The following is a 25,091-nucleotide window of genomic DNA, read 5'->3' as shown; positions in this document are numbered from 1 at the left end:
CGTTTGCGTCGATCCCCCACATGCGCGCCACGATTCTCGCTTATCACGCCGTCAACATCGCCGGCAACGACTACGACAGCAACGACCACGTCGCCTTCGCGGCCGATCTGGAAACCATCCACCGCCTCGGTTTGCGCATCGTCCCGCTCGCCTGGGTCGTGGATGCCCTGCTTGGACGCACCGATCGCGACCTTTCCGACGCGGTGGCACTCACCTGCGACGACGGTTCGGATTTCGACTATTTCGACCTCGACCACCCGCAGCACGGCCGCCAGCGCAGCCTGTTCAACACGCTGATCGACTTTCGCCGCCGCCACGGCATCGACGCCCAACCTCACCTGCACCTGACCAGTTTCGTGATCGCCTCCCCGGTGGCTCGCGAAACGCTCGACCGCCGCTGCCTGGCCGGCCGCAACTGGATGCGCGACAGCTGGTGGCGCGCCGCCCACGCATCCGGACTGGTGGCGATCGAGAACCACAGCTGGGACCACAACCACGCCGAACTGCCGCAAACCGTGCAGCGCGCGCAGGCGAAGGGCACGTTCCGCACGATCGACACGCATGCCGATGCCGATGCGGAGATCCGCCAGGCCAGTGACTGGCTGGACAAGCACTGTCCGGCGCGGGCTACTTCGCTGTTCGCCTACCCCTACGGCGAAACCAACGATTACCTGACCGGGGAATACTTCCCGCAGCACGGGCACGAGCATCGCCTGCGCGCGGCAGTGGGTACCGAACCTGCGCCCGTCGATGGCAACAGCGATGTCTGGCACCTGCCGAGATATGTCTGCGGACCCCACTGGTCCGCGCCCGAAGGCCTGGAAGGAATCCTGCGCGACGCGCGCGACCGCTAGAACGGTGCGTACGCTGCCGCCTTCTCGATCAACTCGCATTTGCGCTCTTCATCCAGCGCACGCGACCAGCGCGCGATCAGGTGCGGTTCGCGGACGCGCTCGAACCCGAGGCCTGAAAGAATGCCCCACGAGCGCTCGTCGCCGCAGTTGCCGAAGACGGCGTCGCAGCGCGGCGCGAAGCGCGCAAGGCTGTATTGGGTCACGGCGCGGTTGATGCCACCCACCGCGTCGATCGCCGCCCGCTCGGGCTCGCTCATCGTGCGCAGGATATCGCCGTCGGTGCAGGCCCCGCCAATCGCCATGATGTCGTGCCAGTCGGTGAAGTGCACGTAGCTCACCGGAACGAAACCACCGTCGCCGCGGCGCCAGAACGCCACCACATGATGGCGGAAGTCGGGCACGCGGGCGCGGTACTTGCGCTGGAAGATCTCCGCGGCGAATGCCGGGCCGCGATCCACTTCGGTGATGATGATGAAATCATCGATTGGGCTGGTCATGGCATGCGCGTTCCGTTCGTGAAGTGGCGCAGCCGCCATCCCGGCTGCGCCGGGGCATGGTGTAGCGATTCGCATGGCGACTGCAAGCGCAGGCCCGGACGCGCTACGCTTGCCGCTTCGGAACGCAGGCGTCCCCTTCATGCAACACACTGCCATCGAGACGATCCCGCCCGAGCTGCGGCGGTTTCTCACGATCACCGAAATCGACGATGCCGACTTCATCGCCGGGGCGCTGTTCCAGCGCAAGTTCGGCACGCCGCCGCCGGAGCTCGGACACCATATCGTCGCCTTATATCGCGATGCCGACGCGCGCTTGCAGCTGGCCGGCTATTCGCACATGTGGGCGTTCGGCGACGTGTACCTGTCCGGTGGTTCGTGCAGCAACGGCGAGACGATCCGGACGATGGCCTCGGCGCACCGTGAGGCGATCCAGGCCGCGGGCGGGATCTGGTATCTCATCCTCAAGTACGCCTTTGCGCGCTACGCCGACCACTGCGACGCCTTTTTCGGCCATTGCGGTGATCGCCGCGCACTGGAAGTGGCGACCGCCGCCGGCTTCGTTTCGGCCGGCCACGAACACCTGATCGCGCACTGGCACAAACCGCTGCACGAAAACATCCGCCGCGCCCTCGTCGCGAAGGTGCACGCGCTCGGACCGTTCTGACCTGGTCAGCCGCGCGGCACGTGTCCGGTCGCGACATGTTGGCGCGCCGATTCGACGTTCGCGGGCGAATCGTCGAAGAAGATGTCGGCACCGAAGGCTTCGAGGAACGGGCCTTTCGGGCGCCCGCCGAGGAACAGCGCCTCGTCGATACGAACGCCCCACTTGCGCAGGGTCAGGATCACGCGCTTGTGCGCCGGCGCGGAGCGCGCGGTGACCAAGGCGGTGCGGATCGGCGCATCCTCGCTCGGAAACGCTTCCTGCAGGCGATGCAGCGCATCGAGGAAGCCGCGGAAGGGGCCGCCAGACAGCGGTTCTCCGGCGCGCTCGGTCTCATGGCGATGGAACGCGTCGATTCCGCCCTGTTCGCTGACCTGCTCCGATTCGTCGCCGAACAGTACCGCGTCGCCATCGAACGCGATGCGCAGCTGGTCCGACTGCCGCTGTGGCGCCTTCGAGGGGAGGATCGTCGCCGCGGCGACCCCGGAGCGAAGCGCCTGCGCCACGCTCTCGGGATTCGCCGACAGGAACAGGTCTGCGTCGAACGCGTGCACATACGGCGATGTCGGCGCGCCGCGCGTGAACGCGGCGCGCACGATGTCGAGGCCGTAGTGTTCGATCGAGTTGAAGATGCGCAGGCCGGTGTCGGCGGAGTTGCGCGACAGCAGGATCACCTCGACCCGCGGTGCCTGCGGGTTCGCGCGATTGAGATGAAGCAGCTTCTGCACCAGCGGAAACGCGATACCCGGAGCCAGCAACTGGTCCTCGCGCGCGATCTGGTGGCGCGCGAACGCATCGACGCCCTCGCGCTCGAACAACTCGTGGCTATCGCCGAGATCGAACAGCGCGCGCGACGAGATGGCGACGACGAGTGCCTTGTCGTTGTCATTTGCTTCCATCGAAACCGTGCTCGATTGGTGCGACGACGCACACTACAACAAACCCCCGGCAAGGCGAAGGCGTCACATCGAAACCATCGGCCGCAGCAATTGGCGCGCAAATGCGCCGAGCACGCTCGGCTCGATCAGGCCGGTGACGACGATGCCGTACACGGCGCCCCAAAGGTGCGCGCTGTGGTTGATGCGATCGCTGCGCTGGCGGTCCATGTAGATCGTGTAGCCCAGATACAGCACCGCATAGATCACTGCCGGTACCGGCAGCACGATCACGTAGATCGTTGCCCAGGGCATCAGCAGGATGAATGCGAACAGCACCGCAGAAACCGCGCCGGATGCGCCGAGGCTGCGGTAGCCGGCATCCGTTCGATGCTCGTACCAGCTCGGCAGCGACGAGGCGACGAGGCCGCCAACGTAGAACAGCAGGTAGCCGATCTCGCCGATGCGCGGGACGAAAAACGATTCCATCAGGCGACCGAAGAAGTACAGCGTGATCATGTTGAACAGCAGGTGCGGCGGGTCGGCGTGGATCAGTCCGCAGCTCGCCAGGCGCCAGTATTCGCGGCCGCGCGTGATCGCCGGCGGCCACAGGATCAAGCGATCGATCAGGCGCGGATTGGAGAACCCGGCGAAAGACACCACGCAGGTCACGATGATGATGGCCAGGTTGACGACGGCGTTGGAAAGCATTGCGGTTCCGGCAATCGGTGGAGCTGTGAACGATATGCTGCGGGAGCAACGCAGGACAAGCACAGGACAGCCTCCCTGTCCGCTCGCGCCGAACGCGGCGAGCGCAAGCGAGCGGCGTCGAAACGCCAGCGGCTGTCCATGCCGCGACGTGCAGCGCACGCGGGTATCATCGCCGGCCATTCCCGCGTCGCGCCGTGCCAATGACCCAGCCATCCCGATTCCTGCAGCTCGACGTTTTCCCGGCGCGTCCGGGGGGCGGCAACCCGCTAGGCGTCGTGCTCGACGCCCACGATTGGAGCGATGCACGCATGCAGCGGTTTGCGACGTGGACCGACCTCGTCGAAACCACCTTCGTGCTGCCACCGAGCGTGCCCGCAGCGAGCTATCGCCTGCGCATCTTCACGCCGCAGCGGGAAATCCCGTTCGCCGGGCATCCGACCATCGGCAGCGCGCATGCAGTACTCGATTGCGGCATCGCCATGCCGCGCGCGGGAATGCTGGTGCAGGAATGCGCGGCCGGCCTGCTGCCGATACGCGTCGACGATGGCTCACCACGCGAGTTGTACGTGCGCGCCCCGCCCGCGCGCGTAGTGCGCGAAGGCAGCGCCGAGCTGGCGTCGATCCTGCGCGGGATCGCGCTCGGTGCGCTGCAACCGGCGTTCGTCGAGGGCGGCCGTCGCTGGTGGGTCGCCGAATTCGCCAGCGAAGCGGCGCTGCGGGGATGGCATCCGGATCATGCCGCGATCGCCGCGCTCGCCCATGCAACCGACAGCCTTGGACTGTGCATCTTCGCGCGCTGCCAGCTACGCGACTACGACCTCGCGGTGCGCGCGTTCCCCGCCGGCGTCGGCATCGTCGAAGACCCCGCTTCCGGCGCCGCCAACGGTCTCATCGCGGCGTTGATCGCGCAGCGCGAACCCGCCGGCGAGTTGGCACGAGGCTATCGTGTCAGCCAGGGGCGCGAGATCGGCCGCGACGCCGCGCTGCTGGTGCGGATCGAGCAAGGCGAGGTCTGGGTGGGTGGCGCCACCGACACGGTGGTGTCGGGCGAGCTGCGCTGGGTGGATGGTTGAGAGCGCTCCGCCAAACCTGGCCAGCAGCGCGAGATGTGGGGAGTGTTCGCGAATGGCATTCCGTCCATCCGTGGACATGCCGACAATTGCTCCTGCATTTCCGACCCACAGGGATGTGGGGAGTGTTCGCGGATGTCTGGAACATCCGCGAACCGGCATTCCGTCCATCCATGGACAGTGAGGCAGCGTGGCGGACACCGGAATTTGCTCCTGCAATTCCGGTGTTCAGGCCATCCTGGCCATAAAAAACCCCGGGTGTTTCCACCCGGGGTTTGAGATCACTTCGCGGCTGCGAGCGTGATCAGATCACCTGGACCTGATCGGCCTGCATGCCCTTCTGACCCTGCACGGCAACGAAGCTGACGCGCTGGCCTTCCTGCAGCGACTTGAAGCCGGTGCCCTGGATCGCGCGGAAGTGCACGAACAGGTCCGGGCCGCTCTCCGGGGTAATGAAACCGAAACCCTTGGCATCATTGAACCACTTGACGGTACCGGTCTGACGATTCGACATCTGATAACTCCTGAAAACACTTGGTGAACATCACGGCGGTGGAACATTCCATCCGTCCGAGACTGGGTTGCTGGGAGCTAGCGAGGCGAAACGATGAGCGGATCGTCTGAGGATCAACTGCATCAAGGCCACGATTCAAAGTGACCCTAGCAAACACAGTGCGAACTACTATACGCGCAATTGTACGTAAACGCTAATTTCCCGTTACCTGGCCGTTTTTGCCCTCGCCGGCCCGCCCGCCCCCGCCTGGCAGCGTCGAATCAATCGGCTTGCATCACCTGGCCGGCGCTAAAGCCGGCCCGCCACCACGTTCACGCTGAGGGCAAGGATGACCATGTTGAACACGAACGCCACCAGGGCGTGGACGAGGACGGTGCGGCGGATCGAGCGGCTCGTGATCTGCACGTCCGAGACCTGGAAGGTCATGCCGACGACGATCGCGAAATAGACGAAATCCCAGTAATCGGGATCACCGCCGCCGGGAAACTCGAGCCCGCCGTTGCGCCGGCGATGTGCGTCGTCGCCGTAGAACTGGTGCGCATAGTGGAGCGCGAAAAGCGTGTTCATGAACAGCCAGGACAGCAGCAGCGCGCCTGCGCACAGCGCGAGGTCGAGCAGTCCGCCGTTCCTGCCGGCATGCAATTCGAGGCCGAGCGCGACCAGCGTCACGATCGAAACGGAAACGCCGCTCCACAGGCGAAGGCGCCGCCCGGGGTCTTCGCTGCGTGCGCGCGTGCGGATCGATTCGCTGCCGCCGGTTCGTGCGAACAGGTAGCTGACTGCCGCGAGAAACGCGACCGCCGCGGGCGTGAACGCGTACACGATCGAGCGGACAAGGCCGAGCCCGGAAGCCAGGCACGCGGCCATACCGGCGAGGAACAACAAGGCCGACAGGATGAAACGGGGTTGACCGCCGAAGCGTCGCATCAGGAGACCGCCATGCGATGCCCTCGCTGCCTGCTTGGCCAATGCCGCCCGGATGGTCCGGGCGGCGCGATTCTCAGGCGGTCTTCTTGGCCGCGGCCTTCTTGGCCGGTGCTGCCTTCTTCACCGCCGGCTTGGCAGCGGTCTTTGCGGCCGGCTTGGCACCCGCTGCAGCCTTTTCCGCATGCGGACGCGCGTTGCCGTAACTGCGGATCGCGATCTTGCCCTTGCGGGTCTTGCGGTCGCCCTTGCCCATGATGACTCCTGTAACGATTCGGTAAACGGGCGCGCAGGATAGCAGTCCGCGCCCGGCGCGCAAGCGCGCGGCCTGACAGTCGTCCGTCCGGGCCCTCAGTGGCGATGCTCCGGACAGGGCGCCGATGCGCAATCGCCGGCCTCGATCTGCACGGTTGCGTGGATGACTCCGAAGTGTTCGCGCAGCACGCGCTGCACGGAAGCAATCGCGGCATCCGCCTCCACTCCGGCGTCGAGGCGGGCATGCAAGGTCGCCATTGCGCTGCCGCCGGCGAGTTCCCACACATGCACGTGATGCACGCCGGCCACGCCGATTCCGGCCTGCTCCAGCGTGCTGGCGACGATGGCCATGTCCACTCCGCTCGGCGCGCCTTCGAGCAGGATGTGGCCGGACCTGCGCAGCAGCTGCCATGCGTTGCCGAGGATCAGCAGCGAAACGAACACCGAAATCAATGCATCGGACCAGTTCCAGCCAAACTGGCGGATAAGCAGCGCGGCCACCACCGCGCCGACCGAACCGAGCAGGTCGCCGAGCACATGCAGACGCGCGCTCGCGGAGTTGACGTCGTGCTCGTCGTGATCATGGAGCACGCGCAGCACGAGCAAGTTGACCAGCAGTCCCGCCAGCGCGACCGCCAGCATCATGCCGCCGAGGATCTCGCCCGGCGCCATGAAGCGGCCGATCGCCTCGAACACGATCCAGCCGACCAGGACGAACTGCGCCAACGCATTGGTGTAGCCGACCAGCACTTCGAGACGCGCATAGCCGAAACTGCGGCGCGCGTCGGCCGGTCGTCGCGCAAAGCGTGCACCGAGCCAGGCGAACAGCAAGGCGAGCGCATCGACCAGCATGTGGCCGGCATCCGCAAGCAAGGCCAGCGAACCCGACAACCATCCGCCGACTGCTTCCGCGAACAGCGTGCAGAGGGTGAGGCCAAACGCGATCAGCAGGCGCCGCTCGCGCACGGAGGCGGTCGATGCGTGCGCGACATGTGCGTGCGAGTGGTGGTGGTCGTGATTCATGGCAAGCGCGGTCGAGCGACCGATCCTAGGCGTTGGCGGCGCGGTTACACAATCACCGCGACGCGCTCAATGACCGCAGGCCGCATCGTGCACGTGACCGTGCGCGAGGCGCAGGTTCGTCAGGTGCGAAAGCGCGACCAGTGTTCCGCCCAGGCTGACCAGCACGGCATGCGTGAGCGGCTGGCCGTCGATGTCGATCACGATGCCGAGCAGCAGCAGTACGACACCTGGAACAAGGAACCAGAACGCACGGACACGCCGATGACGGCGGAAGCCGATGGCCAGCGACGCGAGCGCGAGCACGCTCGCGAAGGCAATGAACGCACGCTCGAACTCGTGGTTCGCGAGAAAGCCGAGCCCGAGCGCCGGCAGCACCGCCATCAGCAGCGGCAACGCCGCGCAATGCAGTGCGCACAGGAACGATGCGGTTGCGCCAAAGCGATCCGCAAGACGCATGGGAAACGGGTGGGAGTTGCGTTCAGACAACGGGATGCGACTCGCAGGCTGGCATGTGGAGGAGATCATGTTGGTTATACTATAACATGATGGACGACCGCCGGACAGCTACGGTGCGTCGCATGCTGCTGTAGCGCAACGTGACAGGTCCGCGTCCCGCAACGCATGCTGTAAACGATTACATCTCGATGCGGGAACCGATGGCGGTCACCATCAAGGACGTCGCAAAAGCCGCGGGCGTATCGGTCGCATCGGTATCGCGCGCGCTCAACGGGCACGAGAACGTCACGGACGCCACGCGCGCGCGGATCGTCGACATCGCCTCACGCCTGCGCTACCGACCGAACGATGCCGCGCGAAGCCTGATCACCCGGCGCACGCGCACGATCGGCGCGATCCTGCCGGCGCTGCAGGGCGATTTCTTTTCCGAACTGATCCGCGGCATCGACCTTGCCGCACGAACGCGCGGCTTGCACCTGCTGGTGTCGAGTTCGCATGCCGATGCCGACGAGACGGCCGCGGCGCTGCGTTCGATGCAGGGTCGGGTCGACGGCTTGCTGGTCATGTCGCCGCACGTCGATCCCGGACTGCTCGACGCAAACCTGCCGGACGCCCTGCCCGCCGTGATCATGAATGCGCGCATCGGTCATTCACGCCATCCCACGCTCGCCATCGACGATCACGGCGGCGCGCTGGCGATGACCCGTCATCTCTTCTCCGTCGGGCATCGGCGCATCGCGTTCATTGCAGGCCCCACCGGAAACTTCGCTGCCGACGAGCGCCTGCGTGGCTACCGCGATGCGTTCGCCGCAGCGGGCATCGAACGCGAGGCCATCGTGCTTGCCGGCGACTTCAGCGAGCAATCGGGCAGGACCGCCGGGCATGCAATGGCCGACGATCCGCAGCGACCCGACGCGGTGTTTGCGGCCAACGACCTGATGGCCATTGGCTGCCTGCTCGCGCTGGCCGGACGCGGCTTCACCATCCCGACCGAAATCGCGATCGCCGGCTTCGACGACGTTCCGGCCGCGCGTTACGTGACGCCTGCGCTCACCACGGTGCGCGCGCGCATCGCGGAACTCGGTCGCAACGCCGTCGCATGTCTTGCCGCCGAGATGGAAGCGCTTGGCTCGTCTTCCTCGACGCCGCAGGTGCTTCCTTGCGAACTCGTGGTGCGCGCGTCGTGCGGGCGATCGAGCCGCTGACGCTCACGCGGATCGAATCTGCAACGAACGTCCCGCATCCAGAACCGCGAGCGCGGCGGCGCCGAGCAGGCCGGGCTCCGCATGCAGGATCGCGATGGTTGGCACTCGCGCCAACACGTCCGCGTAGCGTCCCTTCGCCTCGAAACGCGCGCGAAACGCGCCACCAGACAGCGTTTCTAGCAACCTCGGCGTCAGTCCACCCGCGAGATACACGCCATCCCAGGCGCCGTAGGCGAGCGCGAAATCGCCGACGATCGAGCCGAGCATCGCGCAGAAGCGTTCGATCGTTTCGCGGCAGGCCGGATCGGTCGCCGCAGCGGCCGTGATCCGCTCCGGCGTATCCTCCGATGCCTGCGGATGCAGCGCATGATGCAGGTTCACCAGGCCGCTGCCGCACAACAGGCGTTCCGCCGATACGCGCCCGAAGCGCGGCATCAGCCGATTCAGCACCGAAACCTCGACCTCGTCGCCCGGCGCGAAACCGACGTGCCCCCCTTCGCTGTGCAGACCGACGAAACGCCCGCCATCGACCAGCAGCGCGCCGACTCCGAGTCCGGTCCCGGGGCCGATGACCGCGAAGGTCTGGCGCCGACCGAGGTCGATGCCGGTTGCCGCCAAGCCGCCGATCGTCCGCACATCGGCCGGCGTGAGCAGCGGCAAGCAATGGCTCATCGCCGCGAAATCGTTGACGACATGCAGCGCGTCCAGCCCGAGTTCCGTGCGCAGGTGCGTGCGTGACAACACCCACGGATGATTGGTCATTCGCACTTCGTCGCCGGTGACCGGACCGGCGACGGCAAACACGCCGCGTCGCGGATGCACGCTGACTTCACCGAGATAGGCGCGCGCGCAATCGGAAAACGCCGACCATTCGGCGACGCGATGGCGACGGATCGAGTCGACCAGCAAGGGTGCAGCGGCGGCGGTGTCAGCCAGCGCGAAACGAACATGGGTGCCGCCGACATCGGCGAGCAATACCGGTTCCCCGGCGACGGGCGGCATCGGGCTGCTCCGGCGCTACTTGAGCAAACCAGCCACGCGCGGCGATTCCTGCTGCGCCAGGCACGCCGCGCACACGCCGTGCACCTCCAGCGTCTGCATGCTCGGGCGGAAGCCGCGCTCGCGCGCCTGTTCCGTCAGCAGGCGCGAGACGCGCTCGTCGCACACCTCCATCGCCGCCGAACACGTGTCGCAGATCAGGAATGGAACCTGGTGCGCCTCGCTCGGATGGTGACAACCGACGTAGGCATTGATCGATTCGAGCTTGTGGATGAAACGGTGTTCGAGCAGGAAGTCCAGAGCGCGATACACCGTCGGCGGTGCGGCGCCGGCATGCTCGCCCTTGAGCCGATCGAGCAGGTCGTACGCCTTGACCGGCTTCGACTCGCCGGCGATGAGTTCCAGCACGCGCAGGCGCAACGGCGTCAGTCGCAAACCACGCAACTCGCACGCGCTCGCGACCGCGCCAACGAACGCATCGGCGTCGTGCGGGTGGTCGTGATGACTATGGCGATGGCTGGCGTGGGACATTGTGGTTGAGGATCAGGGCTGGGGCGGCTTGAAGCCTACACCTTGCGCGGTTGGTTTCCTGTGCGCTCCTGCAGCGCCGCCACCGATTCCTTGTGGGAGTCCCCTTCAGTGGCGATGCATTTCAAGCCCTCAGCCCTCACGAGCATCGGGATGCTCCGCACGTCTGGTCACATCACCAGCCGCGGCCTCGATCCACCCGCTTCAGCGAGGAACGTTGCGAACGCGTCGCAGCCGCCTGCAGGTTGACGCCGCAGTGGCGGCAGGCTTTCGCGCGCGGGACATTGCCGCGCCCGCAATCGGGGCATTCAATCAGGCCCGACTTCGACAACAGCACGATCGCCCAGCCGATCGGGCCGAGCGCTGCGCCCCAGACGAGTCCGGCCAACCAGCGGCCGCGGATATAGCCGATCACGAGGCCGACCAGCGCGCAGATCAGCGTGAGGCCGAGTGCCCATTCCCACACAAGCGGATCGAGCAGGACACGCGTGCAGGTCTGCAAGGCCGCCTGCGTGGCGTCCGGGTCCGCGGAATCGAGGCGGCCATAGGCCTGGATGCAATCGTCGAGGGACATCCGCTTGGGCTCAGCCGGTCTTGCCTACGGCCGCATCGATGCGGCGCAATGCTTCCTCGCGTCCGGCGAGGAAGACCGTGTGGTCGATCGATGGTGAAACCTGCGTGCCGGTCAGTGCGACACGCAATGGCTGCGCGATCTTGCCCATGCCCTCGCCGATCGACGCTGCGGCGGCTTCGATCGCGGCGTGGATCGCCTCGACCTTCCAGTCGGCGAGCGCGGCAAACTGCGCATGCGCGGCCTCGAGCGCGGCGCGCGCGGTCGGGGTCTTCAGGTGCTTGGCGACCGCCTGCTCGTCGTAGGTCGCGAGCGGCTCGTACCAGACCTTGGCCTTCTCGGCCATTTCCTTCAGCGTCTTCGCGCGATCGCGCAGTGCGATGATCACGTCGACCGGATCGGGACCCTGCTGCGGATCAATCCCGGCCGCGCGCAGCTGCCACTCGAAGTGCGGCGCGAGTTCGAGCGGATCGTCGTTCTTCAGGTACTGCTGGTTCAGCCACGACAGCTTCTCGAGATCGAAGCGCGATGCCGACTTGTTGACGTCCGACGCGTCGAACAACTCGATCATCTGCTCGCGCGAGAAGATCTCCTGGTCTCCGTGCGACCAGCCGAGGCGCACGAGATAGTTCAGCAGCGCGTGCGGCAGGAAGCCGTCGTCGCGATACTGCATCACGCTGACCGCGCCATGGCGCTTGCTGAGCTTCTGCCCGTCCGGGCCGAGGATCATCGGCAGGTGCGCGAAGCTTGGCACCGGCGCGCCGAGCGCGTGGTAGATGTTGACCTGGCGCGGCGTGTTGTTGACGTGGTCGTCGCCACGGATCACGTCGGTGATCCTCATGTCGATGTCGTCGACCACGACCGCGAAATTGTAGGTCGGGAATCCGTCCGAGCGGATCAGCACCAGATCGTCGAGTTCCTCGTTCGACCACTCGATGCGACCCTTGACCTTGTCTTCGAACACGACGCTGCCCGAGGTCGGGTTCTTGAAGCGCAGCACGCGGTTCGGATCGTCGCGGTACGGCAGGTTCTGATCGCGCGCGCGCCCGTCGTAACGCGGTTTGGTGCCGGCGGCCATCGCCGCGTTGCGCATCGCCTCGATCTCTTCCTTCGATTCGTAGGCGTAGTACGCCTTGCCGGCCTTCAACAGGTCTTCGGCGACCGCGCGATAGCGGTCCATGCGCAGGGTCTGGTAGTACGGCCCCTCGTCGTGCGCCAGGCCGAGCCAGGCCATGCCGTCGAGGATCGCCTGCACGGCGGCCTCGGTCGAACGCTCGCGATCGGTGTCCTCGATGCGCAGGATGAACTCGCCGCCACGATGGCGCGCGTCCAGCCAGCAGTACAGCGCGGTGCGCGCGCCGCCGATGTGCAGGTAACCGGTGGGACTCGGGGCGAAGCGGGTGCGGACGGTCATCGTGTGGCGAAGGCTCGGGGGTCGGCGCGCAAGTTTACCGGAGTAAAGGCACGCCCTGCGGCAACACCGGTGCAGTCGTTTGCGGGCAGAATGGCCTTTTCCATTCCCCCCAGCTCCCATCATGCCGACCCTGCGCGCCTCGCTTCTGATCCCGTTGCTGCTCGCTACTGCCTGCTCGTCGCTGCCGGGGCGGCATCCTGCCGATGTTGTGGACGGCACGCGTGCGCGGCTCGCGATCCTCGAATCGACCGACCTGCACGCGAACGCACTCAGCTATGACTACTACCGGCTCGCCGAGGACAAGTCGCTCGGTTTCGAGCGCATGGCGACACTGGTGATGCAGGCGCGTGCGGAGTTTCCGAACACGCTGCTGTTCGACGCCGGCGACACCATCCAGGGTACCGCGCTGGCGGACTACCAGGCGCTGGTGACCCCGATCGGCTGCGACGAGGAGCTCGCGATCTATCGCGCGATGGACGCGCTCGGCTACGACGGTGGCACCATCGGCAACCACGAGTTCAACTACGGGCTGCCGTTCCTCGCGCAGGTGACCGGCCATCCGATCGACGCGCAAGGTGTCCCGGCGAAGACCTGCGCAGGCCCGCACTTCCCGCTCGTCCTCTCGAACGCCGAGTCGACCCGCGACGGCAAGCCGATCTATCCGCCTTACGCAGTGCTCGACCGCGTCTTGAAGCTGACCGACGCGCAGGGCCGCGGGACGTCCGCGCCGATCCGCATCGGCATCATCGGCTTCACGCCGCCGCCAATCGTCGAATGGGACCGGCGCAATCTCGAAGGCAAGGTGACGACGACCGGCGTGGTCGAAGCCGCGCGCCGCTGGCTGCCGGAGCTGCGCGCCAAAGGCGTCGATCTCTTGATCGCGATCTCGCATGGCGGCCTCGACGCCTCGCCGTACGGACCGGCGATGGAAAACGCGAACTGGCATCTCGCACGGGAAGCGGGCATCGATGCGCTGCTGCTCGGCCACTCGCACACGTCGTTCCCCGACCCGGGCAATGCGCAGTCGCGCTTCGCCTCGATGGCGGACGTCGACAACGAACGCGGCTTCGTGCACGGCAAGCCGGCCGTGATGGCGAACTTCTTCGGCAAGAGCCTCGGCGTGCTCGACCTCGCGCTGGTGCGCACGAACGGACGCTGGACGATCGACGCGACGCAATCGCATGCGGAAGTGCGCAACGTGCGCGGCAAGGACGGAACCCCGGTCGCGGCCGACCCGCGCATCGCTCCGCTCGTCGAGGCCGTGCACAAGGCGACGATCGACTACGTCTCCGAGCCGATCGGCGACACCGATTTCGCGATGACCAGCCAGTTCGTGGAACTTGGCAACATCAGCGCGTTGCAGGTCATCAATGACGCGCAGCGCGACTACGCCGAGCGCTACCTCGCGGCGAACCTGCCGCAATACGCCGGAATCCCCGTGTTGTCCGCGGCGGCGCCGTTCAAGACCGGTTTCAGCGCAACCAACGACTACACCGACGTCGAACCCGGCCCGCTGGCGATCCACGACGCCGCCGACCTTTACCTGTATCCGAATACGCTCACCGCGGTGAAGATCGATGGCGCGACGCTCAAGGGCTGGCTCGAACGCTCGGCCGGCCGCTTCCATCGCATCGATCCGGCGAAGAAGGAGGCGCAGGAACTGATCGACCGCAAGTTCTCCGGCTACAACTTCGACGTGATCCAGGGCGGCCTGGCCTACGCGATCGACGTGACGAAAACGCAGGGCGAGCGCATCCGCGACCTGGCCTACAAGGGCAAGCCGGTCGAACCCGCGCAGGCGTTCATCGTCGTCACGAACAACTACCGCGCGAGCGGCGGCGGACACTTCCCGGGGCTGGACGGTTCCAACCTCGTCATTTCCGCGCCGGATGCGAACCGCGATGTCGTGATCGCGTGGATCAAGGCACGCAGGCACCTCACGCGTGCACGCGACGGCAGCGAGCGCAACTGGCATTTCGTGCCGGTGCGAACAGCCGGCCCGGTCGTCGTGACCAGCGAAACCGGCAGGCTCGCGCTGGCGAAGGCCAACGGCATCAACGGCGTTTCGCTCGTGAAGGACAACGGCGATGGTTCGTCGACGTATGCGATCGACCTGTCGGTTTCAGGAAGCCGCTAGAACCTGTCACCCCGTTCGTGTCGAGCGCCCCGGAACGAAGTTCCGCGAAGTCGAAACACCATGATGACGCATCCATGCTCTTGGATCTCGCGCCTTCGGCGCCGCGCTCGGAGAGAACGGGATCTGGATCGACCGCTGCTGCTGCGCGTCACGCGCGGTCGAAGCGCATCCGCTACAGTCGACCGGATGCCGCGTACTGCGCGGCCGCCCGCCCTCGTGTTCAAAAGGAGCCCGCCATGTCGCGCAGCCTGCTCGCCGTTTCGATCTGCCTCGCCCTCGTCGCCTGCGCGCCGCAGTCCGCGCGCCATGACGCTGCCACGGACCCGCCCGCGAAAGCCGCCGCGGTCAGTGCGGACCAGCAATTCGCCGACCTGTCGAGGCGCTGGCTCGACGGCGCCATGGCGATCAGCCCGGTCACCGCGACGACGATCGGCGACCACCGCCACGACAGCGAGCTCGACGACTTGAGTGCGGACGGCGTGCGGCGATCGCTCGAATTCTCGCGCTCGATCCTGGTCGACCTCGACAAAGTCGATCGCGCCGCTCTCTCGCGCGAAAACCAGGTCGACTACGGCATCCTGCGTAATCAGGTGCGCTCCGACGTCTGGAGCAGCGAGACGCTGCAGAGCTGGGCGTGGGACCCGACCTTCTACAGCCAACTCGCAGGCGGCGCGCTGTACGGGCTGATGGCGCGAGAGTTCGCGCCGCTGCCCGATCGCCTGCGTTCGGCGACCGCGCGCATGGAGAAGTTGCCGGCATTGTTCGCGCAGATGCGCACGAACCTCGATCCGAAGCGCGTGCCGAAGATCCACGCGGAAACCGTATCGAAGCAGAACAAGGGCGTGCTCAGCCTCGTCGATGGCTTGATCCTGCCGCATGCGAAGGAACTGCCGGACGCGGATCGCCAGCGTCTCGAAGCCGCCGCGGCGGGCCTGCGCAAGGCCGTCGACGAGCAGCAGCACTGGCTCGACACCGGGCTGGTGCCGAACGCGAAGGGCGATTTCCGCATCGGCGCGAAGTTGTACGACGCCAAGCTCGCGTTCGCGCTGAACTCGCCGTTGACGCGCCAGGAGATCCGCAGCCGCGCCGAAGCCGCGCTGAAGAGTACGCGCGAGGAAATGTACGCGATCGCCCGCACGGTGCTGAAAGGCAAGCGCAATGCGCCCGCGTTGCCGGAGCATCCGACCGAGGAGCAGCAGCAGAAGGCAATCCAGGCGGCGCTCGAACTCGCCTACAAGGAGCGTCCCGCGCGTGGCCAGGTCATCGCGACCGCCGAGGGCGCGCTCGCGCAGGCAACCGCATTCGTGCGCGAGAAGAACCTCGTCACACTGCCCGACGCGCCGGTGAAGATCATCCCGATGCCGGAATTCCAGCGTGGCGTCGCCCTCGCCTATTGCGATCCCCCGGGTCCGCTCGACAAGGGCCTCGACACGTTCTACGCCGTGTCGCCGATCCCGGATGACTGGTCGAAGAAGCAGGTCGACTCGTTCCTGCGCGAGTACAACACGCGCTCGATCAACGAACTGACAATCCACGAGGCGATGCCGGGCCACTACCTGCAGCTGTGGCACGCGAACAAGTATCCGTCCGTGCTGCGCTCGGTCCTGTATTCGGGACCGTTCGTCGAAGGCTGGGCGGTCTATGCCGAGAAGGTCATGGCCGACGAGGGCTATCTAGGCGGCGACCCGCTGTATCGCCTCGTGCACCTCAAGTGGGACCTGCGCGCGATCGCCAACGCGATCCTCGACCAGGCGATCCAGGTCGACGGCATGAGCCGTGACAACGCGATGAAGCTGATGACGGTCGGCACGTTCCAGGAAGAACGCGAGGCCGCCGGCAAGTGGGTGCGCGCGCAACTCACGTCGGCGCAGTTGCCGACCTATTTCGTCGGCTGGCAGGAACACCTCGACCTGCGCAAGGAAGCCGAGCAACGTGCGGGCGCCGCGTTCGACCTGCATGCGTACCACGACAAGCTGCTGTCGTTCGGCTCGCCGCCGGTGCGCTATGCGCGCGAGCTGATGCTCGACTTGCCGATCGATTGAGCCGACGGACCGGTCCTGAACCGTTGGTGTCGAGCGCCGCGGAGCAAAGCTCCGCGGAGTCGAAGCATCGGCATTTTCCCCTGCCCTAGGCTCCAGCGCTGCGCGCCGGCGCCAGGGCGAACGGACTGCCATCACTTCACGTGGATAGTGATCTTCGGCGACACGATCGGCGGGTCGAACTGGACGTGGCGCGCGTCGCCGAGGTCGAGTTGCAGCGTGTGGGTTCCGGGATCGAGGTGAATCGTGTCGCTGGTCTGGGCCGCGCCGTAGTGCTTGTGGTTCGCGTCGTTCGGTATCGGCGCGCCGAGCGGAGGTAGCGACGCGGCGTCGATGAGCAGATGGTGATGGCCGGCCCCGGCCCTGGCGTCGGCGGCAGGCGCGAGCGCGATGCCCTCGACACCGAAAACGACTTCCACGTCACCGCCGACCGTTGCACCATTCGTCGGCGAGACGATGAAGACCTTTGCTCCGGCCGGCGCCTTCTCGCGCGCGAACTCGGGCGCATCCGCCGCGAATGCGCTTGCCGCAACGAGTGCAGACGACAAAAACAGGAATGAGTGCTTCAACATGGTTGCCTCCAGGAGTCGGACGACCCGGCGATCATAGCTGCCCGGACCGATACCGCTGGTAAATGGCAGCAACGTCCCCACTTGTCCCCGGCCCCACCCGACCCGGATCCCCATGAGCGACCCCGCAAGCAACGGCACGATCGCGATCCTGCGACGCCTATGGCCCGAGGTCTGGCGCTATCGCGGGCGTGTCGGTACCGCGCTGGTGCTGCTCGCGGCCGCCAAGCTCGCCAACGTCGGCGTGCCGCTGGTGCTCAAACGCCTGATCGACGCGCTCGACCTAGCGCCGAAACCGCTGCTGATCCCGCTGGCCCTGCTCGTCGTCTACGGCGCCCTGCGCATGTCGACCTCGCTGTTCCAGGAGCTGCGCCAGATCGTGTTTGCGCGCGTGCTAGCGCGTACCTCGCGCAACATCACGCTGCGCGTGTTCGAACACCTGCACCGGCTTTCGCTGCGTTTCCACCTCGACCGCCGCACCGGTGGCGTCGCGCGCGACGTCGAGCGTGGCATGAGCGCGACTTCGGACCTGCTCGACTGGACCATCTACACGATCCTGCCGACCCTGCTCGAAGTGCTGCTGGTCTGCGGCATCCTGATCGCGCGTTTCGACTGGACCTTCACCGCGATCACGCTCGGCACGCTGGTCGCCTACATCGTGTTCACGTTCTCGATCACGGAATGGCGCATGCGCTACTACCGCGCGGCCAATGCCGCGGACACAGAGGCGAACGAACGCGCGGTCGATTCGCTCCTCAACTACGAGACGGTCAAGTATTTCGGCAACGAACACCACGAGCAGGCCCGCTACGACGCCAGCCTCGTCAAGTACGAGGAAGCGACCGTAAGGAGCATGAAGACGCTCGCCGTGCTCAACGTCGGCCAGGCCGCGATCGTCGCGCTCGGCCTGACCCTGCTGCTCTGGCGCGCCTCGATCGGCGTGATCGCCGGCACCATGACGATCGGCGATTTCGTGCTCGTCAATGCGTTCCTGATCCAGCTCGCGATCCCGCTCAACTACCTCGGCATGGTCTATCGCGAGGTCAAGCAGGCGCTGACGAACATCGAACGCATGTTCGTACTGCTCGGCGAGGCGCGCGAAGTGGAGGATGCTGCGGGGGCGCCCGCACTCGCGGTGAACGGCGGCGACGTGCGCTTCGAGGGCGTCGGCTTCCACTACCAGGTCGAGCGGCCGATCCTCGCCGGCATCGATTTCCGCATTCCGGCCGGCCACACGCTCGCGGTCGTCGGCACCACCGGTGCCGGCAAGTCGACCCTCGCGCGCCTGCTGTTCCGGTTCTACGACGTCAACGCGGGGCGCATCACGATCGACGGCCAGGACATCCGCGCCGTCACGCAGCAATCGCTGCGCGCGGCGATCGGAATCGTGCCGCAGGATACCGTGCTGTTCAACGACACGATCTACTACAACATCGCCTACGGCCGCCCCGGTGCGACCCGCGACGAGGTCGTCGCGGCAGCCAAGGCCGCGCATGTGCACGCCTTCATCGAGTCGCTTCCGCAGGGCTACGACACCGGCGTCGGCGAGCGCGGCCTCAAGCTTTCCGGCGGCGAGAAGCAGCGTGTCGCGATCGCGCGCACCCTGCTGAAGAACCCGGCGATCCTCGTCTTCGACGAGGCGACGAGCGCGCTCGACACGCGCACCGAGAAGATCATCCAGGGAGAACTCGAGGGCATCGCGCGCGGGCGTACGACCCTGGTCATCGCGCACCGCCTGTCGACGATCGTCGACTCCGACCAGATCCTCGTGCTCGAACACGGCCGCGTGGTCGAGCGCGGCACCCATGAGGAATTGCTCGCCGAACAGGGGCGATACGCGCAACTGTGGACGATGCAGCAGCGCGAGCGCACCAGCGCAGGCGAGGTCGCGGCACCCGTCCAAGCCTGACACTCAGGGTCACATTCACGCCCCGAAACGAGAACTGGTGCACAATCGTGTTTCAACCGCCAACGCAACGGAGCCGGCATGCTCCTTGCTTCAGGCGCAGTGCTCGCTTTGCCTCTGGAATGCCCCTTGAACGCTCCCAAGACCCACACCCTCCACATCGTCGGCGCGCCCGCCGATGTCGCCGCCCGCATCACGGCATTGCTCGACGAACTGCGCACGCGCTTCGACGCTCGCTGGCGCACCGCCGACTACGCCAGCGCGGAGTTGCTGCTGATCCATACCGATTCCGTCTACGGCCACATGGACTGGCTCAAGGCCGAAGGCAACGGCCGCCTCGTCGCCGCACTGACGTCGACACCGGATGCCTACGCGTTCGGCGTGTCCGCACCGGTCGCGCCGGCCGACCTCGTCTCGATGCTGAACCGCGTCGGCGCGCATCTCGCCGGCGAACCGCTGCCGGCAAAAGCACCGGCCGCGAAGGCTTCCGCTGAAACGCCAACATCCGCACCAGCCGCCACCGCCCGCGTTGCGGAAACCAAGGCAACGGTGCCGATGGCCGCGCCGCCAGCACCTGCGATGGCGTCCACGCACGTGCCCGACAACACCAGCGGCGCGAGCCTGCTCGATCTGATCAATGGCAAGACGCCGATGTACGGACGCCTGCACCTGCAGGCAAGCGGCCTGCCCGAGCTGTACATCGACACGCACGACCAGACCTGGCATTCCGCGGCGAGCCTCAAGGGACTCACGCCATGGTGCACACGCGCATTCGGGCACGGCGAGGTGAAGGTCGTCGGCGAAGCCGACTACACCCGCCAGACCGCCACGCTGCCGTCGCAACCGCTCGCGCGCCTGAAGTGGCTGGCGCATCTCGTGCGCAGCGACGGTGAGCTCGAAGCCGGGCTCGACGCCAATGGACGCTACAAGCTCTCGCGCTGGCCGCAGAGCGAACGCGAGTTCCCCAAGCACTTCCGCATCGCGACCGTGATGCTCAAGCAGGCAGGCACGGTAGATGAAATCGCGGCACAGGGCGGTGCCGGCGCCGCCGATGTCGCCAACTTCATCAACGCCTACAACGCGCTCGGTTACATCGATCGCGAGGACCATTCGACGGCACCGGGCGAGTCGCGTGGCGGCGGTCTGTTCGGCCGGGTAAAAAAAGCGACGGCTGCGAGTTGACGAACGGGCAATCGCCCACTATTCTCTCGCGCTCCCTGACGGGGCCATAGCTCAGCTGGGAGAGCGCTTGCATGGCATGCAAGAGGTCGCCGGTTCGATCCCGGCTGGCTCCACCAAGTTTCGGTTTTCCTAAGCGTCCCCATCGTCTAGAGGCCTAGGACACCGCCCTTTCACGGCAGTAACAGGGGTTCGAATCCCCTTGGGGACGCCAATAGGTGAAGGGCGAAAACGCACAGGACGTGCGTAACAGCAAGTACAACGCGGAGCGGTAGTTCAGCTGGTTAGAATGCTGGCCTGTCACGCCGGAGGTCGCGGGTTCGAGTCCCGTCCGCTCCGCCATATACCCGCCGGTTTGGAGACCTGAAGTCTCCAAACCGGTTTCTTTATGCCTGTCGTACGGCGATTCCGCTGGCCAACGGATTCTGCGCGTTAACCAAATCCGAAGGCGCCCGCGGTTATGGTCACCTTCCCGTGGCGGCCGCGCGCGGGCCCGCTGAGAGAGCGCGCCGGGGACGCGGCGCCGTCGCGGACCACTTTGTCTTTCGCGATCAGCGTGCGTCGCCGGGCGGCGACGGTTCGATCGTACCGATCGAATGCCCCTGCTCGGCGAGGTATTCGAGCCAACGGTTGAGGAACGAGCTCATGCGCACGCGTCGCTGGAAGATGCTGCGCGCGGGATGCAGCGGGCCGATCGCGCGCACGAGCCGGCGATCGGCACAGCAGTCGAGCACTTCCGCCATGTGCGCGTCGTGGTACATGCGCAGTTGCGCAGACGGCGACGGTTCGCCGGTGGCGCCGTCGACGAATTGGTAGGTCAGGTGCAGGTCGAGCGTGTAGCGATGCCGTTCGAGCACGTCGAGGCGCACGTCGAGACCGTCGTCGAGCGACGACACGTAACGGCCGATCGCGAGATCCTGCGGCGCGAAAAGGCGCGCGAGCCGGTGATAGTTCTCCGAATACAGTCCCATCAGCCATGAGAAGCGGCTCGGCAGCAGGGATTGCGGGCGTTCGAGGACGACGGACATGGACCGATCATAGGCGGGGTGGTAGCGAGCGCCTAGTCTTATGCGCGCGCCCGCTGGACGGGTAAGATGGGGTTCCCCGCCGCGCGCGCAAGCCGCCGGTTTTCCTGCGCGAAACGGCACCCTTCCTGCCGGTGCTTCCGCCGAACCTTCCTCGCGTTGGCGCTTATGGCGGGCAAAAGCCGGGTTTGGTCACAGGCTCGCTCAGAACATGTGCTTCTCGATGCCAAGTTCCGAGAGGATCTTGCTGGCGATCTCCTCGATCGACGTGTGCGTGGTGTTCTGCACCGGGATGCCATCGCGGCGGAACAGCTTGTCGGCCTGTTCCAGTTCCCAGCGGCATTGCTTGAGTTCGGCGTACTTGCTGCCCGGGCGACGCGCTTCGCGCACCTGCGCGAGGCGCTGCGGTTCGATCGAAAGACCGTACAGGCGTGCGCGGAACGGCACCAGCCGCTTGGGCAGTTCGAGCCGTTCGAGATCCTCCTCTGTCAGCGGGTAGTTCGCCGCCTTCACGCCATAGTGCAGCGCCATGTACAGGCAGGTCGGCGTCTTGCCGACGCGCGAGACGCCGACCAGGATCAGGTCGGCGTCGGCATAGTTGACGTCGATGCCATCGTCATGGGTCAGTGCGTAGTTCGTCGCGTTGATACGCGCTTCGTACTCGGTGAAATCGGTGAGCCCGTGCGCCTTGCCGACGCGCGGCGAGCGCATCGTGCCGAGTTCGGCCTCGAGCGGACCGAGGAACGGCGCGAACACGTCGATCATCAGCGCGCCACTCTCGGCGACGACGTCGCTGAGCTTCTGGTCCATGATCGTGTTGACCACGATCGGGCGGGCGCCACTTTGCGCGAACGCGGTCTTGATGCGTACCGCCGCCGCGCGCGCCTTGTCCTCGGTGTCGACGAACGGGATGCGGAAGGTGTCGAACTCGATCGAATCGAACTGGGTCAGGACGCTGTGTCCAATCGTCTCGGCGGTGATTCCGGTACCGTCGGAAACGTAGAAGATCGTGCGGCGCATGGGCTCCCCGGGGCGTCATCGGGACTCGAAAACCGATCGTGTCCCGGCTTTCGCCGGGACGACGGAAGGTCTTTCGAGATTCCCTTTCGAGGGCGAGTCTACGGGAAGCCGTCGTATTTCCGCTCCCCCGCGCGGCGCCAGCCCATGCATCGGTCTCTCCACGGCGCTCCAGCTTGCCCGAATCGCCGCAAAGCCCGAAAATTGCGCGCTGCCGCAAAGCGGCCTTCACTTCCCACGGAGTAATCCCTTGAGCGACCTCGTTCTCTGGCTCGAAGACCTGCGCATGACCGACCTCGGCAAGGTCGGCGGCAAGAATGCGTCGCTCGGCGAAATGATCGGCAACCTCGCCAAGCTCGGCGTGTCGGTGCCCGGTGGTTTCGCCACCACCGCGCAGGCGTTCCAGGACTATCTCGAAAAGAGCGGCCTCGCCAGGCGCATCCAGGACCGCCTCGCCACGCTCGACGTCGAAGACGTCGACGCGCTGGTCAAAGCCGGCACGGAGATCCGCGGCTGGATCGTCGAGACCGCCCTGCCCGCGGAGCTCGATGCGGCGATCCGCGGTGCCTACGCGAAGCTCTGCACGGATGCCGGCTCCGCCGACATCGCGGTTGCAGTCAGGTCGTCGGCGACCGCCGAAGACCTGCCGGATGCGTCGTTCGCCGGCCAGCAGGAAACCTTCCTCAACGTCGTCGGCATCGAGGACGTGCTGCACAAGGTCAAGGAAGTGTTCGCCTCGCTCTACAACGATCGCGCGATCGCCTACCGCGTGCATCACGGCTTCAAGCACGAGGACGTGTTCCTCTCCGCCGGCGTGCAGCTGATGGTGCGCTCGGACGTCGGCGCCTCGGGCGTGCTGTTCACGCTCGACACCGAATCGGGCTTCCGCGACGCGGTGTTCATCACCGCGAGCTACGGCCTCGGCGAGATGGTCGTGCAGGGCGCGGTCAACCCCGACGAGTTCTACGTGTACAAGCCGACGCTGCGCGCCGGCAAGCCGGCGATCCTGCGCCGCCAGATCGGCTCCAAACAGCAGCGGATGGTCTATTCGAACAAGCCGGGCGAGCGCGTCACGATCGAGGAGACTCCGGCGACGGATCGCGCGCGCTTCTGCATCAGCGACGCCGACGTGCACGAACTCGCCAAGCAGGCGCTGGTCATCGAGCAGCACTACGACCGCCCGATGGACATCGAGTGGGGCAAGGACGGCAACACCGGCAAGATCTACATCCTGCAGGCGCGACCGGAGACGGTGAAGTCGCGCGCGCGTGCGACGCAGATCGAACGCTTCCAGCTCAAGTCGCGCGGCCCGGTGCTCGCAGAAGGCCGCTCGATCGGCCAGAAGATCGGCGCCGGCAAGGCGCGTGTGATCCGGTCGATCAAGGACATGAACCGGGTCCAGCCGGGCGACGTGCTGGTCGCCGACATGACCGATCCCGACTGGGAACCGGTGATGAAGCGCGCCGCCGCGATCGTGACCAACCGCGGCGGCCGCACCTGCCACGCGGCGATCATCGCACGCGAACTCGGCGTGCCGGCCGTGGTCGGCACCGGCAATGCGCTCGACAGGATCACGGACGGACAGGACGTGACCATCTCCTGCGCCGAAGGCGATACCGGTTTCATCTACGAAGGCCAACTCGCGTTCGAACGCATCACCGCCGATCTCGACTCGATGCCGCCGGCGCCGCTGAAGATCATGATGAACGTGGCGAACCCGGAACGCGCGTTCGACTTCGCGATGCTGCCGAATGCGGGCGTCGGCCTCGCCCGCCTCGAAATGATCATCGCCAGCCACATCGCGGTGCATCCGAAGGCGCTGCTCGAATACGACCTGCAGGATGCAGAAACGAAGCGCCTGATCGACGAGCGCAGCGCCGGCTACGCCAGCCCGGTCGATTTCTACGTCGACCGCCTCGCCGAGGGCATCGCGACGATCACCGCCGCGTTCGCGCCGAATCCGGTCATCGTGCGCCTGTCCGACTTCAAGTCGAACGAGTACGCGAACCTCATCGGCGGCAAGCGCTACGAACCGCACGAGGAGAACCCGATGATCGGCTTCCGCGGCGCGAGCCGCTACGTCGATCCGTCGTTCGCCGACGCGTTCGCGCTCGAATGCCGCGCAATGAAGAAGGTGCGCGAGACGATGGGCCTCGCCAATGCGTGGGTGATGATCCCGTTCGTGCGCACGCTCGGGGAAGGCCGCAAAGTCATCGAGGTGCTGAAGAAGAACGGGCTCGTGCAGGGAGAAAACGGGCTCAAGATCATCATGATGTGCGAGGTGCCGTCGAACGCGCTGCTCGCCAACGAATTCCTCGACATCTTCGACGGCTTCTCGATCGGCTCGAACGACCTGACCCAGCTCACCCTCGGCCTCGACCGCGATTCTTCGATCGTCGCCAACCTGTTCGACGAGCGCGACCCGGCGGTCAAGAAGATGCTGTCGATGGCGATCCAGACCGCGAAGAAGAAAGGCAAGTACATCGGCATCTGCGGCCAGGGTCCGAGCGACCATCCCGACCTTGCCGAGTGGCTGATGGACCAGGGCATCGAGTCGGTGTCGCTCAATCCCGATACCGTGGTCGACACCTGGCTCAAGCTGGCCAGGCACAAGGCGGGTTGAGCGAGAATCCAGCGAGCCGCGCAACCGTCCCGGCGAAAA

At 66.2% G+C, this 25,091-nt stretch carries 24 protein-coding genes and 3 tRNA genes; 12 read left to right on the top strand and 15 right to left on the bottom strand.

Annotated features, from left to right (window positions below):
• Positions 1–20: 20 nt before the first annotated feature.
• The gene (locus ACILRJ_RS04950) at positions 21–854 is read left to right on the top strand and encodes a polysaccharide deacetylase family protein (protein ID WP_395680983.1); all 834 of its coding nucleotides are present in this window, start codon (positions 21–23) and stop codon (positions 852–854) included.
• Here ACILRJ_RS04950 and ACILRJ_RS04945 read toward each other — a convergent pair.
• Positions 851–1,351, bottom strand: a complete 501-nt coding sequence (locus ACILRJ_RS04945; protein WP_395680981.1) for a hypothetical protein — start codon at positions 1,349–1,351, stop codon at positions 851–853. The two genes, ACILRJ_RS04950 and ACILRJ_RS04945, sit on opposite strands and share 4 nt — an antisense overlap.
• A 139-nt stretch (positions 1,352–1,490) precedes the next feature.
• On the opposite strand from ACILRJ_RS04945, the gene ACILRJ_RS04940 reads away from it, so the two are divergent.
• Positions 1,491–2,015 (top strand): hypothetical protein, encoded by a 525-nt coding sequence (locus ACILRJ_RS04940; RefSeq protein WP_395680979.1) that lies wholly within the window; start codon positions 1,491–1,493, stop codon positions 2,013–2,015.
• Between the two features lie 5 nt (positions 2,016–2,020).
• On the opposite strand, the gene ACILRJ_RS04935 is transcribed toward ACILRJ_RS04940, so the two are convergent.
• Together ACILRJ_RS04935 and ACILRJ_RS04930 are read right to left on the bottom strand one after the other, a co-directional pair.
• The gene (locus ACILRJ_RS04935) at positions 2,021–2,911 is read right to left on the bottom strand and encodes a 5'-nucleotidase (protein ID WP_395680978.1); all 891 of its coding nucleotides are present in this window, start codon (positions 2,909–2,911) and stop codon (positions 2,021–2,023) included.
• Positions 2,912–2,974: 63 nt separating this feature from the next.
• Positions 2,975–3,598 carry a rhomboid family intramembrane serine protease gene (locus tag ACILRJ_RS04930; RefSeq protein WP_395680976.1) on the bottom strand — a complete coding sequence of 208 codons (624 nt, stop codon included), beginning with the start codon at positions 3,596–3,598 and terminating at the stop codon, positions 2,975–2,977.
• A 200-nt stretch (positions 3,599–3,798) separates the two neighbouring features.
• Here ACILRJ_RS04930 and ACILRJ_RS04925 point away from each other — a divergent pair, with 200 nt between their 5' ends.
• The gene (locus ACILRJ_RS04925; RefSeq protein WP_395680974.1) at positions 3,799–4,671 is read left to right on the top strand and encodes a PhzF family phenazine biosynthesis protein; all 873 of its coding nucleotides are present in this window, start codon (positions 3,799–3,801) and stop codon (positions 4,669–4,671) included.
• A 301-nt stretch (positions 4,672–4,972) separates the two neighbouring features.
• Here ACILRJ_RS04925 and ACILRJ_RS04920 read toward each other — a convergent pair whose 3' ends face one another.
• The 5 genes from ACILRJ_RS04920 to ACILRJ_RS04900 form a co-directional block, all read right to left on the bottom strand.
• Complete coding sequence (locus ACILRJ_RS04920; RefSeq protein ID WP_395680972.1) at positions 4,973–5,182, bottom strand: cold-shock protein; 210 nt, start codon at positions 5,180–5,182, stop codon at positions 4,973–4,975.
• Between the two features lie 288 nt (positions 5,183–5,470).
• Complete coding sequence (locus ACILRJ_RS04915; protein ID WP_395680970.1) at positions 5,471–6,109, bottom strand: DUF1345 domain-containing protein; 639 nt, start codon at positions 6,107–6,109, stop codon at positions 5,471–5,473.
• A gap of 73 nt (positions 6,110–6,182) precedes the next feature.
• Entirely contained in the window at positions 6,183–6,362 is a 180-nt protein-coding gene (locus ACILRJ_RS04910) for a 30S ribosomal protein THX (RefSeq protein WP_395680968.1), read from the bottom strand.
• Between the two features lie 95 nt (positions 6,363–6,457).
• The gene (locus ACILRJ_RS04905; protein ID WP_395680966.1) at positions 6,458–7,384 is read right to left on the bottom strand and encodes a cation diffusion facilitator family transporter; all 927 of its coding nucleotides are present in this window, start codon (positions 7,382–7,384) and stop codon (positions 6,458–6,460) included.
• 66 nt (positions 7,385–7,450) lie between these two features.
• Positions 7,451–7,840 carry a MerC domain-containing protein gene (locus ACILRJ_RS04900; protein WP_395680964.1) on the bottom strand — a complete coding sequence of 130 codons (390 nt, stop codon included), beginning with the start codon at positions 7,838–7,840 and terminating at the stop codon, positions 7,451–7,453.
• 188 nt (positions 7,841–8,028) lie between these two features.
• On the opposite strand from ACILRJ_RS04900, the gene ACILRJ_RS04895 reads away from it, so the two are divergent.
• Positions 8,029–9,045, top strand: coding sequence for a LacI family DNA-binding transcriptional regulator (locus tag ACILRJ_RS04895; protein WP_395680962.1), 1,017 nt, complete (start codon positions 8,029–8,031; stop codon positions 9,043–9,045).
• A gap of 3 nt (positions 9,046–9,048) precedes the next feature.
• Here ACILRJ_RS04895 and glk read toward each other — a convergent pair whose 3' ends face one another.
• From glk to gltX, 4 genes are all read right to left on the bottom strand, one after another.
• The gene (glk, locus tag ACILRJ_RS04890) at positions 9,049–10,047 is read right to left on the bottom strand and encodes a glucokinase (RefSeq protein WP_395680960.1); all 999 of its coding nucleotides are present in this window, start codon (positions 10,045–10,047) and stop codon (positions 9,049–9,051) included.
• Positions 10,048–10,062: 15 nt separating this feature from the next.
• Positions 10,063–10,575 carry a transcriptional repressor gene (locus tag ACILRJ_RS04885; protein WP_395680958.1) on the bottom strand — a complete coding sequence of 171 codons (513 nt, stop codon included), beginning with the start codon at positions 10,573–10,575 and terminating at the stop codon, positions 10,063–10,065.
• 172 nt (positions 10,576–10,747) lie between these two features.
• The gene (locus ACILRJ_RS04880) at positions 10,748–11,146 is read right to left on the bottom strand and encodes a hypothetical protein (protein WP_395680956.1); all 399 of its coding nucleotides are present in this window, start codon (positions 11,144–11,146) and stop codon (positions 10,748–10,750) included.
• 10 nt (positions 11,147–11,156) lie between these two features.
• Positions 11,157–12,557: a glutamate--tRNA ligase gene (gene gltX / locus ACILRJ_RS04875; RefSeq protein ID WP_395680954.1), complete on the bottom strand. Its 1,401-nt coding sequence runs from the start codon at positions 12,555–12,557 to the stop codon at positions 11,157–11,159.
• Positions 12,558–12,678: 121 nt separating this feature from the next.
• Between gltX and ACILRJ_RS04870 the strand changes: the two genes are divergently transcribed.
• On the top strand, positions 12,679–14,694 hold the full coding sequence (locus tag ACILRJ_RS04870; protein ID WP_395680952.1) for a bifunctional 2',3'-cyclic-nucleotide 2'-phosphodiesterase/3'-nucleotidase: 2,016 nt from the start codon (positions 12,679–12,681) through the stop codon (positions 14,692–14,694).
• A 236-nt stretch (positions 14,695–14,930) separates the two neighbouring features.
• Positions 14,931–16,736 (top strand): DUF885 domain-containing protein, encoded by a 1,806-nt coding sequence (locus ACILRJ_RS04865; protein WP_395680950.1) that lies wholly within the window; start codon positions 14,931–14,933, stop codon positions 16,734–16,736.
• 131 nt (positions 16,737–16,867) lie between these two features.
• Here the strand turns inward: ACILRJ_RS04865 and ACILRJ_RS04860 are convergent, their stop codons facing one another.
• A complete protein-coding gene (locus ACILRJ_RS04860) occupies positions 16,868–17,305 on the bottom strand; it encodes a DUF4399 domain-containing protein (protein ID WP_395680948.1) in 438 nt (145 codons plus the stop codon).
• A gap of 112 nt (positions 17,306–17,417) precedes the next feature.
• Here ACILRJ_RS04860 and ACILRJ_RS04855 point away from each other — a divergent pair, with 112 nt between their 5' ends.
• The 5 genes from ACILRJ_RS04855 (at position 17,418) to ACILRJ_RS04835 (ending at position 20,729) form a co-directional block, all read left to right on the top strand.
• Positions 17,418–19,211, top strand: a complete 1,794-nt coding sequence (locus tag ACILRJ_RS04855) for an ABCB family ABC transporter ATP-binding protein/permease (protein WP_395680946.1) — start codon at positions 17,418–17,420, stop codon at positions 19,209–19,211.
• A gap of 126 nt (positions 19,212–19,337) precedes the next feature.
• The gene (locus tag ACILRJ_RS04850) at positions 19,338–20,390 is read left to right on the top strand and encodes a hypothetical protein (protein WP_395680944.1); all 1,053 of its coding nucleotides are present in this window, start codon (positions 19,338–19,340) and stop codon (positions 20,388–20,390) included.
• A gap of 40 nt (positions 20,391–20,430) precedes the next feature.
• Positions 20,431–20,506, top strand: a tRNA-Ala gene (locus tag ACILRJ_RS04845).
• Between the two features lie 19 nt (positions 20,507–20,525).
• Positions 20,526–20,601 (top strand) — tRNA-Glu (locus tag ACILRJ_RS04840).
• A 51-nt stretch (positions 20,602–20,652) separates the two neighbouring features.
• Positions 20,653–20,729: transfer RNA gene (locus ACILRJ_RS04835), tRNA-Asp, on the top strand.
• Between the two features lie 209 nt (positions 20,730–20,938).
• Here ACILRJ_RS04835 and ACILRJ_RS04830 read toward each other — a convergent pair.
• A complete protein-coding gene (locus ACILRJ_RS04830; protein ID WP_395680942.1) occupies positions 20,939–21,415 on the bottom strand; it encodes a DUF1249 domain-containing protein in 477 nt (158 codons plus the stop codon).
• Positions 21,416–21,616: 201 nt separating this feature from the next.
• A complete protein-coding gene (locus ACILRJ_RS04825) occupies positions 21,617–22,432 on the bottom strand; it encodes a pyruvate, water dikinase regulatory protein (RefSeq protein WP_395680940.1) in 816 nt (271 codons plus the stop codon).
• A gap of 247 nt (positions 22,433–22,679) precedes the next feature.
• On the opposite strand from ACILRJ_RS04825, the gene ppsA reads away from it, so the two are divergent.
• On the top strand, positions 22,680–25,052 hold the full coding sequence (gene ppsA, locus ACILRJ_RS04820; protein ID WP_395680939.1) for a phosphoenolpyruvate synthase: 2,373 nt from the start codon (positions 22,680–22,682) through the stop codon (positions 25,050–25,052).
• Positions 25,053–25,091 lie beyond the last annotated feature (39 nt).

This window comes from Dokdonella sp. (genome assembly GCF_044227025.1).
In the GTDB taxonomy this organism is placed as follows: Bacteria; Pseudomonadota; Gammaproteobacteria; order Xanthomonadales; family Rhodanobacteraceae; genus Dokdonella_A.
The sequence above is the reverse complement of the archived record's forward strand: the minus strand, read 5'-3'. Positions and strand labels throughout refer to the sequence as shown.